This is a genomic window from Neisseria elongata subsp. elongata (assembly GCF_900113545.1).
Lineage (GTDB): Bacteria > Pseudomonadota > Gammaproteobacteria > Burkholderiales > Neisseriaceae > Neisseria > Neisseria elongata.
Map to the genome: position 1 here is coordinate 18,625 of NZ_FOPS01000005.1, position 17,682 is coordinate 36,306.

The window sequence follows — 17,682 nt, forward strand, 5'->3', positions numbered from 1 at the left end:
CCGTCTGAAAATGGAGCCGAAAACCATTTCAGACGGCCTTTCCCCATTCCGCTATAATCCACGCCTTTCAGACGGCCTTCAAACACCATGACCACCTACTCACTATTCGTTACCTGCCCGCGCGGGCTGGAAAGCGTCCTGCACGCCGAACTTGCCGCCCAAGGCTGCACCGGCCTCGCCCCCACCGACGGCGGCATCGCCTGCACCGGCGGCCTCGAACAAGTTTACCGCGCCAACCTGCACAGCCGCACCGCCGGCCGCGTCCTGCTGCGCCTGACCAAAGCCCCCTACCGCACCGAACACGACATCTACAAACCCGCGCGCAACATCCGCTGGCAAGACTGGTTCACCCCAGCGGACAGCATCAAAGTTCATGTGGAAAGCAAACGCGCCCGCATCAAAAACCCCGCCTTCGTCGGCCTGAAAATCAAAGACGCGGTATGCGACAGCCAGCGCGACAGCTTCGGCGAACGCTCGTCCGTAGACAAACAACGACCCGACATTCGCATACACGCCTTCCTTGACGACAAAACCGTCCAAATCTTCATCGACACATCGGGCGAAGCCCTGTTCAAACGCGGCTACCGCCAAGACACCGGCGAAGCCCCGCTGCGCGAAAACCTGGCCGCCGGCCTCCTGCTGCTGGCCGGATACGACGGCAGCCAACCCTTCCAAGACCCCTTCTGCGGCAGCGGCACCATCGCCATCGAAGCCGCGCTCATCGCCCTGAACCGCGCACCCGGCATCATGCGCCGTTTCGGCTTTGAAAAACTGCAAAAACACGACCCCGCCCTGTGGCAGCGCATCAAACAACAGGCACGGGAAGCCGCCCGCAACAGGCCGTCTGAAAACATCGCCGCATCCGACAACGACCGCGCCATGACCCGCGCCGCACGGCAAAACGCCCGCTTCGCCGAAGTGGACGGCTTCATCGACATCAGCGACCGCGACGCGCAAGACGCACGGCCGAACGGCCAAGGCGGCATCATGCTGTCCAACCCGCCCTACGGCGAACGCCTGGCCGAAATCCAAGCCCTGCACGCACTCTACCCCCAACTGGGCGGCTGGCTGAAGCAGCACTACGCGGGTTGGACCATCGGCATGTTTACCGGCGACCGCGACATGCCCAAACTGATGCGCCTGAACCCGAAACGCAAAATCCCGCTCTACAACGGCAATCTCGACTGCCGCCTGTTCCTGCTCGACATGGTGGCGGGCAGCAACCGCTGAACAAAGGCCGTCTGAAAAACAAAAAACGCAACGTTTCAACACAAAACACAGCACCCTGTGCCGCCCGCCATACATTCATTCCGATTCCGCCGCCCCCAAAGGGCGGGGTTTCAACCATTAAGGAAGTCTTAATGAACCCGCAAGAACCCGTCCGCCTATCCAAACGCATGGCCGAACTCAAACTCTGCTCCCGCCGCGAAGCCGACGGCTATATCGAACAAGGCTGGGTCAAAGTGAACGGCCAAACCGCCGTACTCGGCCAAAAAGTCACGCCTTCCGACCGCATCGAACTGGCCAAGCAGGCACACGAAACACAGGCACAGCGCGTAACCGTCCTGCTAAACAAACCCGTTGGCTACGTCAGCGGCCAGCCCGAAAAAGACTACCGCGCCGCCGTCGAACTCATCACCGCCGAAAACCGCTGGGACGGCGACACCAGCCGCATCCCCTACCGCGACGGCCACAAAAAAGGCCTGGCTCCCGCCGGCCGGCTCGACATCGACTCCGTCGGCCTGCTGGTACTTACCCAAGACGGCCGCATCGCCAAACAACTCATCGGCGGCGACAGCGGCATCGAAAAAGAATACCTGGTGCGCGTCAAAGGCCGCCTGAGCGAAGAAGGCCTGCACCTGCTCAACCACGGCCTGAGCCTGGACGGTGAAAAACTGCGTCCCGCCAAAGTCGAATGGCAAAACGAAGATCAACTGCGCTTCATCCTGAAACAAGGCAAAAAACGCCAAATCCGCCGCATGTGCGAACTGGTCGGCCTGCGCGTTACCGGCCTGAAACGCATCCGCATGGGACAGGTAAAACTCGGCGCGCTGCCGCCGGGCAAATGGCGTTATCTGGGGAAAGACGAACGTTTTTAAAAACACCGGACATGAAAACACCGCATATCGGCGAAGCCCGTTTTGCCAGCCTGTCCCTCATCGGCAGCCTGGCCGTCATCCCTGCCGCAGCGGCATGGCGCAGCCATGTCATCCCCGAACATTTCGGCTGGGCATTACCGTCATCATTACCTCCGGCGTCGTCCGCCCGCTGGACGGCGGCGTAACCGGCGTCGCCACGGTGGACTTCATCAACCAGTTCAAAGTCGACTACGCCGTATTGAGCACGCACGGCGTGGAAGGCGACGGCTCGCTGCTCGATTACGACTACAAGGAAGTAAGCGTGATGCAGGCGATGATGGCCAACGCGCGGGTGCGCTTCCTCGGCGTGGATCACAGCAAATTCCAGTCGCACGCGCTGGTGCGGCTGGGCGACATCACCGATTTCGACAGGGTCTTCACCGACCGCGCTCCCGACGGAGAAATGCAGAAAATCCTCACCGCCGCGGGCGTGGAATGGTTGGTTCCCGACATCTGCCAACATGCAACAGAAACAGCAAAGGACGAAAAATGAAACTATGGTCTTCGACAACCAGCCCCTATGTACGCAAAGTGCGCGCCGCCGCCATCCATCACGGGCTGGAAAACCGGATAGAACCGGTAACCGTCAAATCGTCATTCGCCGCCGAATCGGCGCACAACCAAGACAACCCGCTCGGCCGCATCCCCGTATTGCAGCTCGATAACGGCGAATGGCTGTTCAACAGCAACGTCATCGCCGAATACCTCGATTCCGTCGGGCAGGGCGCGACGCTTTACCCGCAGGACGCAAGCCGCTGGCAGGTGCTGAACCTGCACGCGCTGGCGGAAGGGCTGCTGGAAAACACCGTCGCCATGATTGCCGAAAAAATGCTGCGTCCCGAAAACGAATGGTGGACGGCGCGGCACGAACAAATCAAACAACGCAACGCGCGCACCGTCCCCGTGTTGGCCGAGCACCTGCAACCCTTCGGCACGCAGCTCAACATCGGCACGCTGTTTGCCGTGTGCGCCGTCGACTTCCTGCTGTTCAGGGACAATCTGACCGGCGCCGCCGGATTGGCGGGTATTTCTGAACTGAAGGCGTGGGCGGATGAAATGAATGCACTGCATCCCTGTCTGGCCGCAACCAAACCCCGTGTTTCAGCCTGATGCCGTGCGAGGCCGTCTGAAAATAGGTTTCAGACGGCCTGATTTCTAAAACGGCACGACTCAGGTAAAATAACCGATTTCGATTTCCCGTTCGGGCGGCAGGCCGTCTGAAAAATACATTCGCCGGATTCCATCATGCTCAACAAAGACCAATTCGCGGACAACCATTTCATCCGCACCATCATCGAAGAAGACTTAAAAAGCGGCAAACACGAAGCCATCCAAACCCGTTTCCCGCCCGAACCCAACGGCTATCTGCACATCGGCCACGCCAAATCCATCTGCCTGAACTTCGGTTTGGCGTATATTTACGACGGCCTGTGCAACCTGCGTTTCGACGATACCAACCCCGAAAAAGAAAACGACGAATACGTCAACGCCATCAAAGAAGATGTCGAGTGGCTCGGTTTCCATTGGGCGGGCGAGCCGCGTTTCGCTTCCAATTATTTCGACCAGCTGTATGACTACGCCGTCGGTTTAATCAAAGACGGCAAAGCCTATGTCGATGATTTGACGCCGGAACAAATCCGCGAATACCGCGGTACGCTGACCGAAGCGGGCAAAAACAGTCCTTACCGCGACCGCAGCGTCGAAGAAAACCTCGACCTGTTCACACGCATGAAAAACGGCGAGTTTCCCGACGGCAGCAAAACCTTGCGTCTGAAAATCGACATGGCTTCGGGCAACATCAATATGCGCGACCCCGTCATCTACCGCATCCGCCGCGTCCATCACCACAACACCGGCGACAAATGGTGCATCTACCCGATGTACGACTACACGCATTGCATTTCCGATGCCATCGAAGGCATCACGCATTCCTTGTGTACGCTCGAATTTGAAGCCCACCGCCCACTGTACGACTGGGTGTTGGACAACATCCCTGCGCCGCATGCCACCCGCCCGCGCCAGTACGAATTTTCGCGCTTGGAACTTTTGTACTCCATCACGTCCAAACGCAAACTCAACCAGCTCGTTGCAGACGGCCACGTCAGCGGCTGGGACGACCCGCGCATGCCCACCATCTCCGGCATGCGCCGACGCGGCTACACCCCCGAAGGCCTGCGCCTGTTTGCCAAACGCGCCGGCATCTCCAAATCCGAAAACGTGATCGACATGAGCGTGCTCGAAGGTGCCATCCGCGAAGAGCTGGAAAACTCCGCCCCGCGCATGATTGCCGTGCTCAACCCGCTCAAAGTTACCCTGACCAACTTCGACCCCGCCCAAGCGCAAAGCCGCTACGCCCCCTACCATCCCAACCACGAAGAAATGGGCGGACGCGAGCTGCCGATTTCGCCAACGCTCTACATCGAAGCCGACGACTTCGCCGAAAACCCGCCCAAAGGCTTCAAACGCCTGATTCCCGGCGGCGAAGTGCGCCTGCGCCACAGCTATGTGATGCGCTGCGACGAAGTCGTCAAAGATTCAGACGGCCATGTAGTCGAACTCAAATGCAGCCTCGATTACGACACGCTGGGCAAAAACCCCGAAGGCCGCAAAGTCAAAGGCGTCATCCACTGGCTCTCGGCCGAACATGCCGTTCCCGCCACCGTGCGCCTCTACGAGCGCCTGTTCACCGAACCTCGTCCCGATGCCGTGCGCGGCGAAGACGGCGAATACCTGCCGTTTACCGATTTCCTCAACCCCGAGTCCGTCAAAGAAATCACCGCCTACGCCGAACCCGCAGCCAAAAACCTGCCCGCCGAAAGCCGTTGGCAGTTTGAGCGTCTGGGCTATTTCGTGACCGACCGCAAAGACCACCGCCCTGAGCAACCTGTGTTCAACCGCACGGTAACGCTGAAAGACTCTTGGCAGCCCAAGTAATCTGTTGGCAACAGCAATACTGGAAGGTCGTCTGAAAACTTGAAATCGGGTTTTCAGACGACCTTTGTTGATAAAGGAATGAGATGGAACGTTATTCTGTACATTTGAAACTGCTGGGAATGGCGGTGTTGTGGGGTGCGTCTTGGCCGATGGGGCGGATGCTGGGGCAGTCACTGCCGCCGCTGACGGGCGGGGCGGTTCGGTTTGTGTTGGCTTCGGTTTTGTTGTTGGGTTGGCTGTTTGCGCGCAGCAGGTTCGCGACTTTGGCGGCTTTGTCGGCGCGGCAATGGCTGGGCTTGACGGTAGCCGCTTCCGTCGGAGTGTGCGGCTATGCGGTGTTTTTCATGCTGGGTTTGCAGGCGATGCCGGCGGGCAAGGCGGCGGTGGTTGTGGCGGTGAATCCCGTGCTGACACTGCTGCTGGCGGCTTGGCTTTTCGGCGAGCGTTTAAATGCGAAGATTTTGGCGGGTATGCTGCTGGCGGTCGGCGGTGCCATTGTGGCGGTAACGCAAGGACAGCCGTTGACGGTGTTGTCGGGCGGCATCAAGGCGGGGGAGTGGTTGATTTTCGGCTGCGTGGTCTGCTGGGCGGCTTATACCTTAATCGGGCGTGCGGTTTTGCGCGGGATAGACGCGTTGACGGTAACGGCGGCAACGTCGTTCATCGGCGCGCTGATGTTGTCGGTGGTGGCGTTGTGGACGGACGGACTGCCGTTTGAGGCAATGGCGGCGATGGATGCACGCGGTTGGACGGCATTGGCGTGGCTGGTCATCGGCGCGACGGTATTGGCCTACGCGTGGTATTTCGAAGGCGTGAAGACTTTGGGTGCAGGCAGCGCGGCAGCGTATATTACGCTCGTGCCGATTTTCGGTATGCTGTCTTCGGCTTGGGTTTTGGGCGAACCGCTGCATATTTCGCTGGTCGCGGGTTGCGCGGCGGCGGTCGGCGGCATGACGCTGATGCGGTATGGGCAGAAGGTCGTCTGAAACGCTGTTTCGAGTGTTTTTTACTTTATTGAAATTGGCTTTCCACTGTTCGGCCGTTTTCCTACCCCGCCGGCTGAACCAATACCCACGGTGCCACCACCACCGCCCACATTTCACGGTTTTCCGCCCAAAACGCGGCGGCCTGCGCTTCACTGACCATGCCGAACTTCCCTTCCGCCATCAGCCTGGCGATTTCACGGCCGTCGTCGTCGGCAACCAGCCGGGCAACGGCAACCAAATCGAGTTCGGGAGCGACATACACCGCCGCACCGCGCGCGAAATGGACTTGCAAATCCGCCCAGGCAATGCGGGCGGTTTCCAGATTCAGTTTGTCGTTCAGATACGGTTCGCTCACGGCAGGCTCCCAAAAAGCCGCGGATTATACGCAGCTTGGATTTACAAAGAAACTGTTACACAGTATCATACGAATCTTTATTTACAGCCGCACGGCCGGACACAGAGGCCGTCTGAAAACAGCGGCCGGCAAATATATTTCAATCAACAAGATACGGGCTTTCGGCCAAAAAACCGCACGCCCTGTCGCAAACCGCAAGGCCGTCTGAAACGGCCGGCAGCAGAAAATGAATATTTTATTAAGCGGATTACCCCGGCGGCTGCTTTTGGCCGCCACGGCTTTGGCCGTCGTATGGGGCGTTTATTTCTGGGCGACCTCATCATCATGATCGCAATCGAAAACCTGACCGTCAGCTACCAGCGCAAACCGGCGGTGCACCATGTGGACATGCAGTTCGACGATGCCTCTATGTGGGCGATTTTTGGCCCCAACGGCGCGGGAAAATCCACCCTGCTCAAGGCCGTGATGGGGCTGCTCAAATGCAATACGGGCAAAGTGGTATGGCAGGGCATCGCCCGCCGCGACATCGCCTACCTGCCGCAACAGGCCGATATCGACCGCAGCCAGTCGATGACGGTATTTGAATTGGCCGCCATGGGTTTGTGGTACGAAATCGGCTTTTTCGGCGGCGTGAATGCGGCGCAGAAAAAACGCGTGATGCAGGCACTCGAACGGGTAGAAATGGCGGAATTCGCCCACCGGCAAATCGGTCACCTTTCCAACGGCCAGTTCCAGCGCGTACTGTTTGCGCGGATGCTTGCGCAGGACGCAAAATTCCTGCTGCTCGACGAACCTTTCAACGCGGTGGACGCAAAAACCACTTACGCCCTTTTGGACGTCCTCCGCCACTGCAACAACGAAGGCCGCGCCGTCATCGCCGTTTTGCACGACTACGAACAAGTGCGCGCCTATTTTCCGAACACCCTGCTCATCGCGCGGGAAAAAATCACGGCCGGGAAAACGGAAGACGTGCTGACCGAAAGCTTTCTGCAACAAGCCAACGCCGCCATGCAAAAACACGATTACGCGCAATGGTGCGCTGCCTGACAGCCTTTTCAGACGGCCTCCCACGCTTCGGGCCGTTTCGGCGGAAACATAACCGCATCAATAAAAAACAAAAATACATGGATATAAACTTATACGAATGGCTGATCGAACCGTTTGCCGAGTTTGATTTTATGCGCTACGCCCTGGCCTCCGTGGTATTCCTCGCACTGAGTGCCGCGCCCGTGGGTGTATTTCTCGTGATGCGGCGCATGAGCCTGGTCGGCGACGCGCTCGGCCATGCCGTCCTGCCCGGCGCGGCCGTCGGCTATATGATAGGCGGCCTCAGCCTGCCCGCCATGAGTGCGGGTGGTTTTGTCGCCGGCATGGTGATGGCCTTGCTGGCCGGCCTAGTCAGCCGCTTTACCGATTTGAAGGAAGACGCCAACTTTGCCGCCTTCTACCTGACCAGCCTGGCCATCGGCGTGCTACTGGTCAGCATGGGCGGCAGCAATATCGACCTGCTTCACCTGTTGTTCGGCTCGATTTTGGCCGTAGACCTGCCCGCCCTGACTTTGGTCGCTTCCGTCGCCAGCACCACGATTGTCACGCTGGCCGTGATTTACCGTCCGCTGCTGCTGGAAAGCATAGACCCCCTGTTTTTAAGGGCGGTAAACGGTAAAGGCGGACTGTGGCATCTGATTTTCCTCGTCTTGGTCGTCATGAACCTGGTGGCCGGATTTCAGGCTTTGGGTACGCTGATGGCGGTCGGCCTGATGATGATTCCGGCGATTACCGCCCGCCTGTGGGTGCGCAACATGGGTATGCTGATGCTGCTTTCCGTCATTTTCGCGCTGCTGTGCGGGCTGGCGGGGCTGCTGTTTTCCTACCACGTCGAAATCCCGTCCGGCCCGGCCATCATCCTGTTTTGCGGCGGCTGGTACACACTGTCGGTCATCTTCGGTTGGGAGGGCGGCCTCCTGACCAAATGGCTGCGCCGCAGCCGCCACCGGCAATTCTAACAAACCGTTTTATCAAACCTATCCGGACAAGTCTTTCAGACGGCCTGAGTACGGATAAAGAAGCACCGTTCAAACCACAATACGGCGGAGCCGTTCCGCCGCCCACTAAGAAAGGATTAAAAATGAAACATTGGAAACTGTCCCTGTGCGCCCTTTTGGTGGCAGGCAGCGTATCGGCCGAACCGCTGAACGTCGTCAGCAGCTTCAGCATTTTGGGCGACGTCGCCAAACAGATCGGCGGCGACAAAGTGGCCGTCACCAACCTTGTCGGCCCCGACCAAGACTCGCACGTTTACAACATCACCAGCGGCGACATCAAAAAAATCCGTTCGGCCAAACTGGTGCTGCTCAACGGACTGGGCTTCGAATCGGGAGAAATGACCCGTGCCGTCAAACAAAGCAAAGTCAATTACGCCGAAGCCGCAGCCGGCATCAAAGCCATGACGGCCGACCACGACCACGACCATGATCACGACCACGGCGGCCACAACCACGATCACGGCCGCTACGACCCGCACGTTTGGAGCGACCCTTCCCTGATGCCGAAATACGCGGCCAACGTTGCCGAAGCCCTGATTAAGGCCGACCCGCAAAACAAAACCTATTACAGCCAGCGCCTGCAAAGCTACACCAAAGAACTGCAACAGCTCGATGCTTATGCCAAAACGCAGTTCGACCGCATCCCGGCCGCCCGCCGCAAAGTACTGACCGGCCATGAAGCCTTCGGTTACATGGGCAAACGCTACAACATCAAATTCTATGCGCCGCAAGGCATCAATACCGAATCGGAACCGTCGGCCAAACATGTTGCCGCCCTCATCCGCCAGGTCAAACAAGAAGGCATCAAAGCCGTGTTTACCGAAAACATCAAAGACTCCCGGATGCTCGAACGCATTGCCAAAGAATCAGGCAGCACCATCGGCGGCAAACTGTATTCCGACGCATTGAGCAAAACCGCACCGGCCAACACCTACACCGGCATGATCCGTTACAATGTCGATTCATTGGTTAAAGCCATGAAATAACCGCCCGGGTACCGGAGAGGCCGTCTGAATCCCTTTTTCAGACGGCCTGTACAAAACACCGCCCATACAAGGCGGGCAACCTGCAAACAAGCATTTGACATTTACGCTAACTTGCAGTTTAATCAAGAAAATTGACAGACACGCCGATTTGATACAGCTTGCGGGCGTTATAGCCGAATCCCCGGGCAACCGATTAACAGGCGGCAGGCCGAAAACGGTACGGACAGTACGGACACGGCAAGCCGGCATCGTGGCCGTTGCACGGATTCCGCTATACAACAGCTAAAGCGTACAGAGTTTTTTATTAAGCTGTTTTTTTTAAAGCCCGTTGTCGTGTACATCGGGCTTCGTTTATTCAAGTACGACATTATGATTATCCTGGACAACGTTTCCAAACATTACCAAACGCGCGACAAAACCCGTTTTGCCGCCGTCGAGCCGACCAGCCTCGAAATCCAAGACGGCGAAATCTTCGGTCTGATGGGCTATTCCGGCGCGGGCAAATCCACCCTGCTGCGCCTGATTAACCTGTTGGAACGTCCCGACAGCGGCAAGGTCAATGTGTGCGGACAAGAGCTGACCGCGCTCGATGCCGCCGCATTGCGTCAGGCGCGGCAGAATATCGGCATGGTGTTTCAGCAGTTCAATCTTTTGAGCAACCGTACCGTTGCCGACAATGTTGCCTTTCCTTTGGAAATCGCCGGATGGTCGTCTGAAAAAATCAAAGAACGCGTCAAAGAATGCCTTGAAATCGTCGGCTTGACCGAACGCGCCGACCACTACCCCGCCCAGCTTTCCGGCGGACAAAAACAGCGCGTCGGCATCGCCCGCGCGCTCGCACCCAAACCCCAAGTCATCCTCGCCGACGAACCCACTTCCGCCCTCGACCCCGCCACCACGCGCAGCGTCTTGGAATGTCTGGAAGACATCAACAAACGCTTCAACGTCACCATCGTCATCGTGACCCACGAAATGAGCGTCATCCGCCGCCTGTGCGACCGCGCCGCCCTCTTGGATAAAGGAAAAGTGGTGGAAATCGTCGAAGTACACGGCAACCAAATCCACGCCCAATCCGAAATCGGGCGCGAACTGATTCGGGAGGACTGATATGGCAGACTTAACATTCGAACAAGCCGTTTCCACCATCGTCGGCATGAAAGACGAAATCGTCCGCGCCTTGGGCGAAACCTTCGTCATGGTCGGGCTGTCCACCACGTTTGCCGTCATCTTCGGCACCCTGCTGGGCGTATTGCTTTTCGTAACTTCCAGCCGCCAGTTGCATTACAACAAGCCGGTGAATTTCCTGCTCGACAACTTGGTCAACCTGATGCGCGCCTTCCCCTTCGTCATCCTGATGATTGCCATGATACCCGCGACCCGCGCCATCGTCGGCAGCACCATCGGCCCGATTGCCGCCTCACTGGTATTGAGCGTGTCCGGTCTGTTTTACTTCGCCCGACTGGTGGAACAAAACCTGCGCGAAGTCCCCAAAGGCGTGATTGAAGCCGCCACCGCCATGGGCGCATCGCCGCTTGCCATCGTCCGCAAAGTCCTCTTGAACGAAGCGCGCGCGGGCATGGTTTCCAGCATCACCGTCCTCGCCATCGGCCTGCTCTCATACAGCGCGGCGGCAGGCATGATAGGCGGCGGCGGCTTGGGCGACCTCGCCATCCGCTACGGCTACTACCGCTACCAAACCGAAGTCATCATCTTCATCGTCGCCCTCCTCGTGCTGCTCGTTATCCTGATTCAAAGCACCGGCAACGCGTTGGCGCGGAAATTGGACAAACGTTAAAAGCCGAAAAAGGCCGTCTGAAAGCATAGGATTCGACATCGGATTTGGATAAACCCGTCTTCCCCACGCTTGGTTTTGAGGCCGTCTGAAAATCCGAAACGGCAGTATGACGATGCCCGGCCTATCGTGTGAAACACCGGAAAATTCAAATCGAGCGTCTGCATCTGGTAAAAACGGGCCGCGCCTTGCCATTTCGTTTCCTCCGACTGACAAATCGTTTAAAATCACGCCTTTTGCCAATAACCATACAGGCCGTCTAAAACCGTACCCCACTTTTCCAGACGGCCTCCATCCCGCATCATAAGGAGCAAAAAATGCAACAAAGCTTATTCTTCAAAACCTTCTCAATTTCCGCCCTCGCCCTCGCGCTGGCCGCCTGCGGCGGACAAAGCCAAGGCGGTTCCGACAAAGCATCCGGCACGCAGACCGCTTCCGGCACCACCGCCGTTTCCGCAGAGAAGAAAGACATCGTCATCGGCACCACCGTCGGCGACTTCGGCGACATGGTGAAAGACCAAATCCAACCGGCAATGGCGAAAAAAGGCTACAACGTCAAACTGGTTGAATTTACCGACTACGTCCGCCCCAACCTCGCCCTGTCCGAAGGCGAGCTGGACATCAACGTCTTCCAGCACAAACCCTATCTGGACGACTTCAAAAAAGAACATAAATTAGACATCACTGAAGCCTTCCAAGTGCCGACCGCGCCTTTGGGCCTGTATCCGGGCAAACTGAAATCGTTGGACGAAGTCAAAGAAGGCAGCAGCGTTTCCGCACCGAACGACCCGTCCAACTTCGCCCGTGCGCTGGTCATGTTGAACGAGCTGGGTTGGATTAAGTTGAAAGACGGTGTGAATCCGCTGACCGCTTCAAAAGCCGACATCGCCGAAAATCCGAAAAACATCAAAATCGTCGAACTGGAAGCCGCGCAACTGCCGCGCAGCCGTCAGGATGTCGATTTCGCCGTCGTTAACGGCAACTACGCCATGAGCAGCGGCATGAAACTGACCGAAGCCCTGTTCCAAGAACCGAGCTTCGCCTATGTGAACTGGTCTGCCGTCAAAACCGCCGACAAAGACAGCCAATGGGTGAAAGACATCACCGAGGCTTATAATTCCGACGAATTCAAAGCCTATGCCCACAAACGCTTCGCCGGCTACAAATACCCCGCCATCTGGGGTGAGAGCGCGGCAGAAGGAGCAAAAGCCGAAGCCGCTTCCACCGCCTCGGCAGCCAAGTAAGCCTGCTTGAAAAAGGCCGTCTGAAAACCCTTCAATCGTTTTTCAGACGGCCTTTGCTTGTTTTAAAACTATCGGCAAAACACGATTAACGCGGATGAACCATATCGGCGGGGACGACCAGTTCGTCAAACTCTTCCCCTGTCAGCAAGCCCAGTTCGACGGCGGTTTCGCGCAGCGATTTGTCGTTTTTGTAGGCGGTTTTGGCGACTTTGGCGGCGTTTTCGTAACCGATTTTGCGGTTCAATGCGGTAACGAGCATCAGGGAATGGTGCAGGAAATAGTCGATTTTTTCCGGTACGGGTTCGATGCCGGCGGCGCAGTTTTCGTTGAAGCTGTTGCATGCGTCGCCCAAGAGGCGGATGGATTGCAAGAGGTTGTAGGCGATAACGGGCATATAGACGTTCAGCTCGAAATTGCCCGACGCGCCCGCCATGCCGATGGTGACGTCGTTGCCGAACACTTGGCAGCACACCATGGTCATCGCTTCGCATTGGGTCGGGTTGACTTTGCCCGGCATGATGGACGAACCCGGCTCGTTTTCGGGGATTTTGATTTCGCCCAAACCGCAGCGCGGGCCGCTTGCCAACCAGCGGATGTCGTTGGCGATTTTGTTCAGGCTCGCCGCCAGCGTTTTCAGTGCGCCCGAAGCGGCAACGGCGGCATCGCGTCCGCCCAAGGCTTCAAATTTGTTCGGCGCGCTGACAAACGGCAGGCCGGACAGTTCGGCGAGTTTGGCGGCGGCTTTTTCGGCGTATTCGGGATGGCTGTTCAAGCCCGTACCGACCGCCGTGCCGCCCAAGGCGAGTTCGTACAAACCTTTGAGCGCGTCGTTCAGACGGCCTAAGCCGTGGTCAAGTTGGGAAACGTAGCCGGAAAATTCTTGACCCAAAGTCAGCGGCGTTGCGTCCTGCAAGTGGGTGCGGCCGATTTTGACGATGGGGGCGAATTCTTTGGCTTTTTTATCCAATGTATCGCGCAGTGCTTGGACGGCAGGGATGAGGTGGCGGTTGATTTCAATCGCGGCGGCGACATGGATGGCGGTCGGAAACGCATCGTTGGTCGATTGCGCGTGGTTCACATGGTCGTTGGGATGGACGGGCTGATACGCCGCCAAACCCGTACCGGCGATTTCGTTGGCGCGGTTCGCCAGCACTTCGTTCATGTTCATATTGGACTGCGTGCCGGAGCCGGTCTGCCAAACCACTAAGGGAAACTGCCCGTCGAGCTTGCCGTTCAACACGTCGTCTGCCGCCTGTGTAATCAAATCCGCCTGCTCAGGCTTAATCCTACCAAGGGAAACATTGGTGGCGGCTGCGGCTTTTTTCACCAGCGCCAAAGCATGAATCAACGGCTGTGGCAGGGTTTCGCCGCCAATTTTGAAATTGTTGCGGCTGCGCTGGGTCTGCGCGCCCCAATAGGCTTCGGACGGGACCTCGACATTGCCCATGGTGTCGTGTTCGGTACGGGTGCTCATCACTACTCTCCTTAAAATCGAAATGGGAAAACAGAAAACGATATTGCCGCCTTCTTAATAAATAATTATAACTATCATTTTTATAATTTTGCAATTCCGATATAGCCCGGCAAACCATACCAATACCGTGCCGCGCCGGACAATTCAATCCACCCGACAGTTTATTAGTAATTTCACCGCAAACATGTTTTAATGCGCCCTCATCCAACGCACAAGGAGAAAACCGTGTCCCGCGCCCCCATCATCCACTCCCTGCTCGACACCGACCTTTACAAATTCACCATGCTGCAAGTCGTGCTGCACCAATTTCCGCAGGCGCACGGCGTATACGAATTCCGCTGCCGCAACAATGCGGACACCGTTTACCCTCTGGCGGAAATAAAAAGCGATTTGGAAGCCGAACTCGACGCGCTGTGCACACTGAAACTCACGCAGGACGAATTGGACTACCTGCGCGGCCTGCGTTTCATCAAAAGCGATTTTGTCGATTATCTCGAATTGTTCCAGCTCAAACGCCGCTTCGTAACGGTAACGACCGACGAGGCCGGCCGACTGCACATCCGTGTCGAAGGGCCGATGATACAGGCCATGTTCTTTGAAATTTACATCTTGGCCATCGTCAACGAACTCTACTTCCGCCGTTTGGAAACGCCCGAAGTGCTGGCCGAAGGCGAACGCCGCCTGCAAGAAAAGGCAGCCCGCCTGAAAACCTTTGCCGGCAGCCAAAATCCCGAAGACCCGCCGTTTCTCGTTTCCGACTTCGGTACCCGCCGCCGCTACAACCTTAAATGGCAGGAACACGTCGTCCGCACCTTCCACCAGGCCGCACCCGAAATCTTTCGCGGCACCAGCAACGTTTATCTGGCCAAAAAACTCGGCCTGACCCCCATCGGCACGATGGCGCACGAATTTTTGCAGGCCTTCCAAGCATTGGACGTACGCCTGCGCGATTTTCAGACGGCCGCACTCGAAGCCTGGGTACACGAATATCGCGGCGACTTGGGCATCGCGCTGACAGACGTGGTCGGCATGGACGCCTTCCTTCGCGATTTCGACCTCTACTTCGCCAAACTCTTCGACGGCCTGCGCCATGACAGCGGCGACCCCTACGAATGGGGCGACAAAGCCTATGCCCACTACAAAAATCTCAAAATCGACAGCCGCACCAAAATGCTCACCTTTTCAGACGGCCTCGACATCGAACGTTCATGGGCGTTGCACCAATATTTCAAAGACCGCTTCAAAACCAGCTTCGGCATCGGCACCAACCTCACCAACGACCTCGGCCACACGCCGCTGAACATTGTCTTGAAACTGGTGGAATGCAACGGCCAGTCCGTTGCCAAGCTGTCCGACAGCCCGGGCAAAACCATGACCGACAACGACACCTTCCTCGCCTACCTGCGCCAAACCTTCCAAATACCCGAACCGAAATAAACGGCAGGCCGTCTGAAACCCATGTTTCAGACGGCCTTTTATAGTCTGCAACATCATGAAAACCTATAAAATCAGCCCGAACTACCTTCGTTTCTTTCTCGATATTTCAACCATTTACGAAGCATACGGCTACGAAGGCTGCGACAGTGAATACACCGAATTGTGCAGCCTGAACTTTGCCAACCGCAACAGCGTTCGCCGCTGGGTAAACGAATACCTCCGCCCCCTATTTCAAGAATACTCCTCCGCCCGCCAACTCCGTATCAAGGAAAGCTTCCGTTACGGCCTGAACTTCTGGCCGGACGAAACATTGCGCCGTTGCGCAGACGACTGGCTGGACGGCACAAACGCAACCCCCGTACGCCAACGATGCCAGGAAATCTGGAACGACCTGTTCGACGGTGAATACAGCGGCATCACAGATGCTGCCGCATACGAAACCATAGAAACCGAATCAAACGACCCCTTCAACAACTGGAACGGCAAAAAGCCCGTCGGCTGACCCGCCTGTCCAAACAGCAAACCCGACATGAAAGGACATTCAATGGACATCGGAAAAACCAACCGCGCCATACCGCACCCGCTGCTTAAAACCGCCGTGATAGCGACCGTACTCGCCCTCACTGCCTGCGGCACGCACAACCCGCCACAACGACAGCTACCCAGCTCGGCAAGAACAAAAGAGCGAATAGTACCGCAGGCTGCCAATAAAATGATGGTCATGCGCCATGCCGAATATGCATCTGACACGGGCCTGCTCAAACAAGAAGCCCTGAACATAAGGTCTATCGCCGATACCGAACGCTACCAAAAACAGCCCGACCAGCCCGTCAAAGCCGTTGCCCAAGAACCCGTTTCCACCTTCAGCATCGACGTCGATACCGGCAGCTATGCTAATGTACGCCGCTTTTTAAACAACGGCAGACTGCCGCCCAAAGACGCGGTCAGAATAGAGGAAATCGTCAATTATTTTCCGTACAACTACCCGTTGCCGACCGGCGGGTACCCCTTCGCCGTCCACACCCAAACCGTCGATTCGCCGTGGCAGCCCGAAGCCAAACTCATCAAAATCGGCATACAGACGCAAGACTTGGCGAAAAAGGAACTGCCGCCCGCCAATCTGGTCTTCTTAGTGGACATATCCGGCAGCATGAACAGCCCCGAAAAACTGCCCCTGGTGAAAAAAACCCTGCGCATCCTAACCGAACAGTTGCGCCCTCAAGACAAAGTTACCCTGATTACCTACGCATCAGGCGAAGAACTGGTCCTGCCGCCGACTTCGGGCCGCAATAAAGACGAAATCCTGCGCGCCATCAACAAACTGCAGGCAGGCGGTGCGACAGCGGGCGAATCCGCACTGAAAATGGCTTATGAGCAGGCGCAAAAAGCCTACGTTAAAAACGGCATCAACCGCATTCTGCTGGCTACCGACGGCGACTTCAACGTCGGCGTATCCGACACCGAAACCCTCAAATCCATGGTTGCCGAAAAACGCAAAAGCGGCATCTCGCTCACCACGCTGGGTTTCGGCACGGGCAATTACAACGAAGACATGATGGAGCAAATCGCTGATGCGGGCGACGGCAATTACAGCTACATCGACAACGAAAAAGAAGCCAAAAAAGTCCTGCAGCACCAGCTGACCTCCACCCTCGCCACCGTGGCGCAGGACGTGAAAATCCAAGTCGAATTCAACCCCGCCACGGTTAAGGAATACCGACTGGTCGGCTACACCAACCGCACCCTGCGCAACGAAGACTTCAACAACGACAAAGTGGATGCGGGCGACATCGGCTCCGGCCACAGCGTAACCGCCATCTACGAAATCATCCCGCAGGGCAAACAAGGCTGGCTGAACGAATCGCGCTACCAAAAAGCCCCGGCGGCATCGGGCGGCAAAAACGAATACGCCTTTGTCAAAGTGCGTTACAAACTGCCCGGCCAAAGCACCAGCAAACTCATCGAGCAGGCCGTCCCCGCCATCAGCATCCCGCTGGCCCAGGCCGATGAAGACACCCGCCTCGCGCTGGCCGCCGCGTCTTACGCCCAAGCCCTGCGCGGCGGCGAATACAACGGCAAGCTGGATTGGGACGCCATCGAACGAATGGCCAAACAGGCCAAAGGCAAAGACCCCTTCGGCCTACAGGAAGAGTTTGTCGAATTGGTGAAAATTGCCAAAAGCCTGAGCAGCAAACAGGCGCAGTGAGAATAAGGCAGAATCCGGAGTCCTGACAAAGAGGCCGTCTGAAAACGCAAAACTGCATTTTCAGACGGCCTCTTTATGCCTTGTA

General features: G+C 57.0%; 17 protein-coding genes and 1 pseudogene. 16 read left to right on the forward strand and 2 right to left on the reverse strand.

The genetic code is table 11. From position 1 onward, the window contains the following. The first annotated feature begins 87 nt into the window (after nucleotides 1-87). The 7 genes and pseudogenes from BM261_RS06015 (at nucleotide 88) to BM261_RS06040 (ending at nucleotide 6,058) form a co-directional block, all read left to right on the forward strand. Nucleotides 88-1,230 carry a THUMP domain-containing class I SAM-dependent RNA methyltransferase gene (locus BM261_RS06015; protein ID WP_074896324.1) on the forward strand — a complete coding sequence of 381 codons (1,143 nt, stop codon included), beginning with the start codon at nucleotides 88-90 and terminating at the stop codon, nucleotides 1,228-1,230. Nucleotides 1,231-1,361: 131 nt separating this feature from the next. After that, complete coding sequence (locus BM261_RS06020; RefSeq protein WP_074896328.1) at nucleotides 1,362-2,099, forward strand: pseudouridine synthase; 738 nt, start codon at nucleotides 1,362-1,364, stop codon at nucleotides 2,097-2,099. Nucleotides 2,100-2,110: 11 nt separating this feature from the next. Further along, on the forward strand, nucleotides 2,111-2,284 hold the full coding sequence (locus tag BM261_RS12660; protein ID WP_162817033.1) for a hypothetical protein: 174 nt from the start codon (nucleotides 2,111-2,113) through the stop codon (nucleotides 2,282-2,284). Continuing rightward, nucleotides 2,224-2,631 (forward strand): annotated as a pseudogene (locus tag BM261_RS06025) (DeoR family transcriptional regulator); the annotation flags it as partial. The gene BM261_RS12660 and the pseudogene BM261_RS06025, both read left to right, overlap by 61 nt. After that, nucleotides 2,628-3,248 (forward strand): glutathione S-transferase, encoded by a 621-nt coding sequence (locus BM261_RS06030; protein WP_070452432.1) that lies wholly within the window; start codon nucleotides 2,628-2,630, stop codon nucleotides 3,246-3,248. The pseudogene BM261_RS06025 and the gene BM261_RS06030, both read left to right, overlap by 4 nt. A 135-nt stretch (nucleotides 3,249-3,383) precedes the next feature. Then, a complete protein-coding gene (locus tag BM261_RS06035) occupies nucleotides 3,384-5,072 on the forward strand; it encodes a glutamine--tRNA ligase/YqeY domain fusion protein (protein ID WP_074896331.1) in 1,689 nt (562 codons plus the stop codon). Between the two features lie 83 nt (nucleotides 5,073-5,155). Further along, on the forward strand, nucleotides 5,156-6,058 hold the full coding sequence (locus tag BM261_RS06040) for a DMT family transporter (protein WP_074896334.1): 903 nt from the start codon (nucleotides 5,156-5,158) through the stop codon (nucleotides 6,056-6,058). A 61-nt stretch (nucleotides 6,059-6,119) separates the two neighbouring features. Here BM261_RS06040 and BM261_RS06045 read toward each other — a convergent pair whose 3' ends face one another. Next, on the reverse strand, nucleotides 6,120-6,413 hold the full coding sequence (locus BM261_RS06045; RefSeq protein WP_074896337.1) for a DUF2288 domain-containing protein: 294 nt from the start codon (nucleotides 6,411-6,413) through the stop codon (nucleotides 6,120-6,122). Nucleotides 6,414-6,734: 321 nt separating this feature from the next. Here BM261_RS06045 and BM261_RS06055 point away from each other — a divergent pair, with 321 nt between their 5' ends. The 6 genes from BM261_RS06055 to BM261_RS06080 all read left to right on the forward strand — a co-directional run bounded on the left by BM261_RS06055 (nucleotide 6,735) and on the right by BM261_RS06080 (nucleotide 12,480). Further along, entirely contained in the window at nucleotides 6,735-7,460 is a 726-nt protein-coding gene (locus BM261_RS06055; RefSeq protein ID WP_114910552.1) for a metal ABC transporter ATP-binding protein, read from the forward strand. A gap of 77 nt (nucleotides 7,461-7,537) precedes the next feature. Next, complete coding sequence (locus tag BM261_RS06060; protein ID WP_370446622.1) at nucleotides 7,538-8,419, forward strand: metal ABC transporter permease; 882 nt, start codon at nucleotides 7,538-7,540, stop codon at nucleotides 8,417-8,419. Between the two features lie 122 nt (nucleotides 8,420-8,541). Further along, the gene (locus tag BM261_RS06065) at nucleotides 8,542-9,444 is read left to right on the forward strand and encodes a metal ABC transporter solute-binding protein, Zn/Mn family (protein WP_074896347.1); all 903 of its coding nucleotides are present in this window, start codon (nucleotides 8,542-8,544) and stop codon (nucleotides 9,442-9,444) included. Nucleotides 9,445-9,813: 369 nt separating this feature from the next. Next, nucleotides 9,814-10,551 carry a methionine ABC transporter ATP-binding protein gene (locus BM261_RS06070; protein WP_074896349.1) on the forward strand — a complete coding sequence of 246 codons (738 nt, stop codon included), beginning with the start codon at nucleotides 9,814-9,816 and terminating at the stop codon, nucleotides 10,549-10,551. A gap of 1 nt (nucleotide 10,552) precedes the next feature. Next, nucleotides 10,553-11,239: a methionine ABC transporter permease gene (locus BM261_RS06075; RefSeq protein WP_074896352.1), complete on the forward strand. Its 687-nt coding sequence runs from the start codon at nucleotides 10,553-10,555 to the stop codon at nucleotides 11,237-11,239. 314 nt (nucleotides 11,240-11,553) lie between these two features. Continuing rightward, nucleotides 11,554-12,480, forward strand: coding sequence for a MetQ/NlpA family ABC transporter substrate-binding protein (locus BM261_RS06080; protein ID WP_074896355.1), 927 nt, complete (start codon nucleotides 11,554-11,556; stop codon nucleotides 12,478-12,480). A gap of 85 nt (nucleotides 12,481-12,565) precedes the next feature. Here the strand turns inward: BM261_RS06080 and fumC are convergent, their stop codons facing one another. Continuing rightward, nucleotides 12,566-13,954: a class II fumarate hydratase gene (gene fumC, locus BM261_RS06085; protein WP_074896358.1), complete on the reverse strand. Its 1,389-nt coding sequence runs from the start codon at nucleotides 13,952-13,954 to the stop codon at nucleotides 12,566-12,568. A 225-nt stretch (nucleotides 13,955-14,179) separates the two neighbouring features. Here fumC and pncB point away from each other — a divergent pair, with 225 nt between their 5' ends. From pncB to BM261_RS06100, 3 genes are read left to right on the forward strand one after another with little or no spacing between them, the layout of a single operon-like run. Then, a complete protein-coding gene (gene pncB, locus BM261_RS06090) occupies nucleotides 14,180-15,391 on the forward strand; it encodes a nicotinate phosphoribosyltransferase (protein WP_256205705.1) in 1,212 nt (403 codons plus the stop codon). A gap of 55 nt (nucleotides 15,392-15,446) precedes the next feature. Then, nucleotides 15,447-15,893 (forward strand): hypothetical protein, encoded by a 447-nt coding sequence (locus tag BM261_RS06095; RefSeq protein WP_074896364.1) that lies wholly within the window; start codon nucleotides 15,447-15,449, stop codon nucleotides 15,891-15,893. 42 nt (nucleotides 15,894-15,935) lie between these two features. Next, nucleotides 15,936-17,597 carry a vWA domain-containing protein gene (locus tag BM261_RS06100; protein WP_240317914.1) on the forward strand — a complete coding sequence of 554 codons (1,662 nt, stop codon included), beginning with the start codon at nucleotides 15,936-15,938 and terminating at the stop codon, nucleotides 17,595-17,597. Nucleotides 17,598-17,682 lie beyond the last annotated feature (85 nt).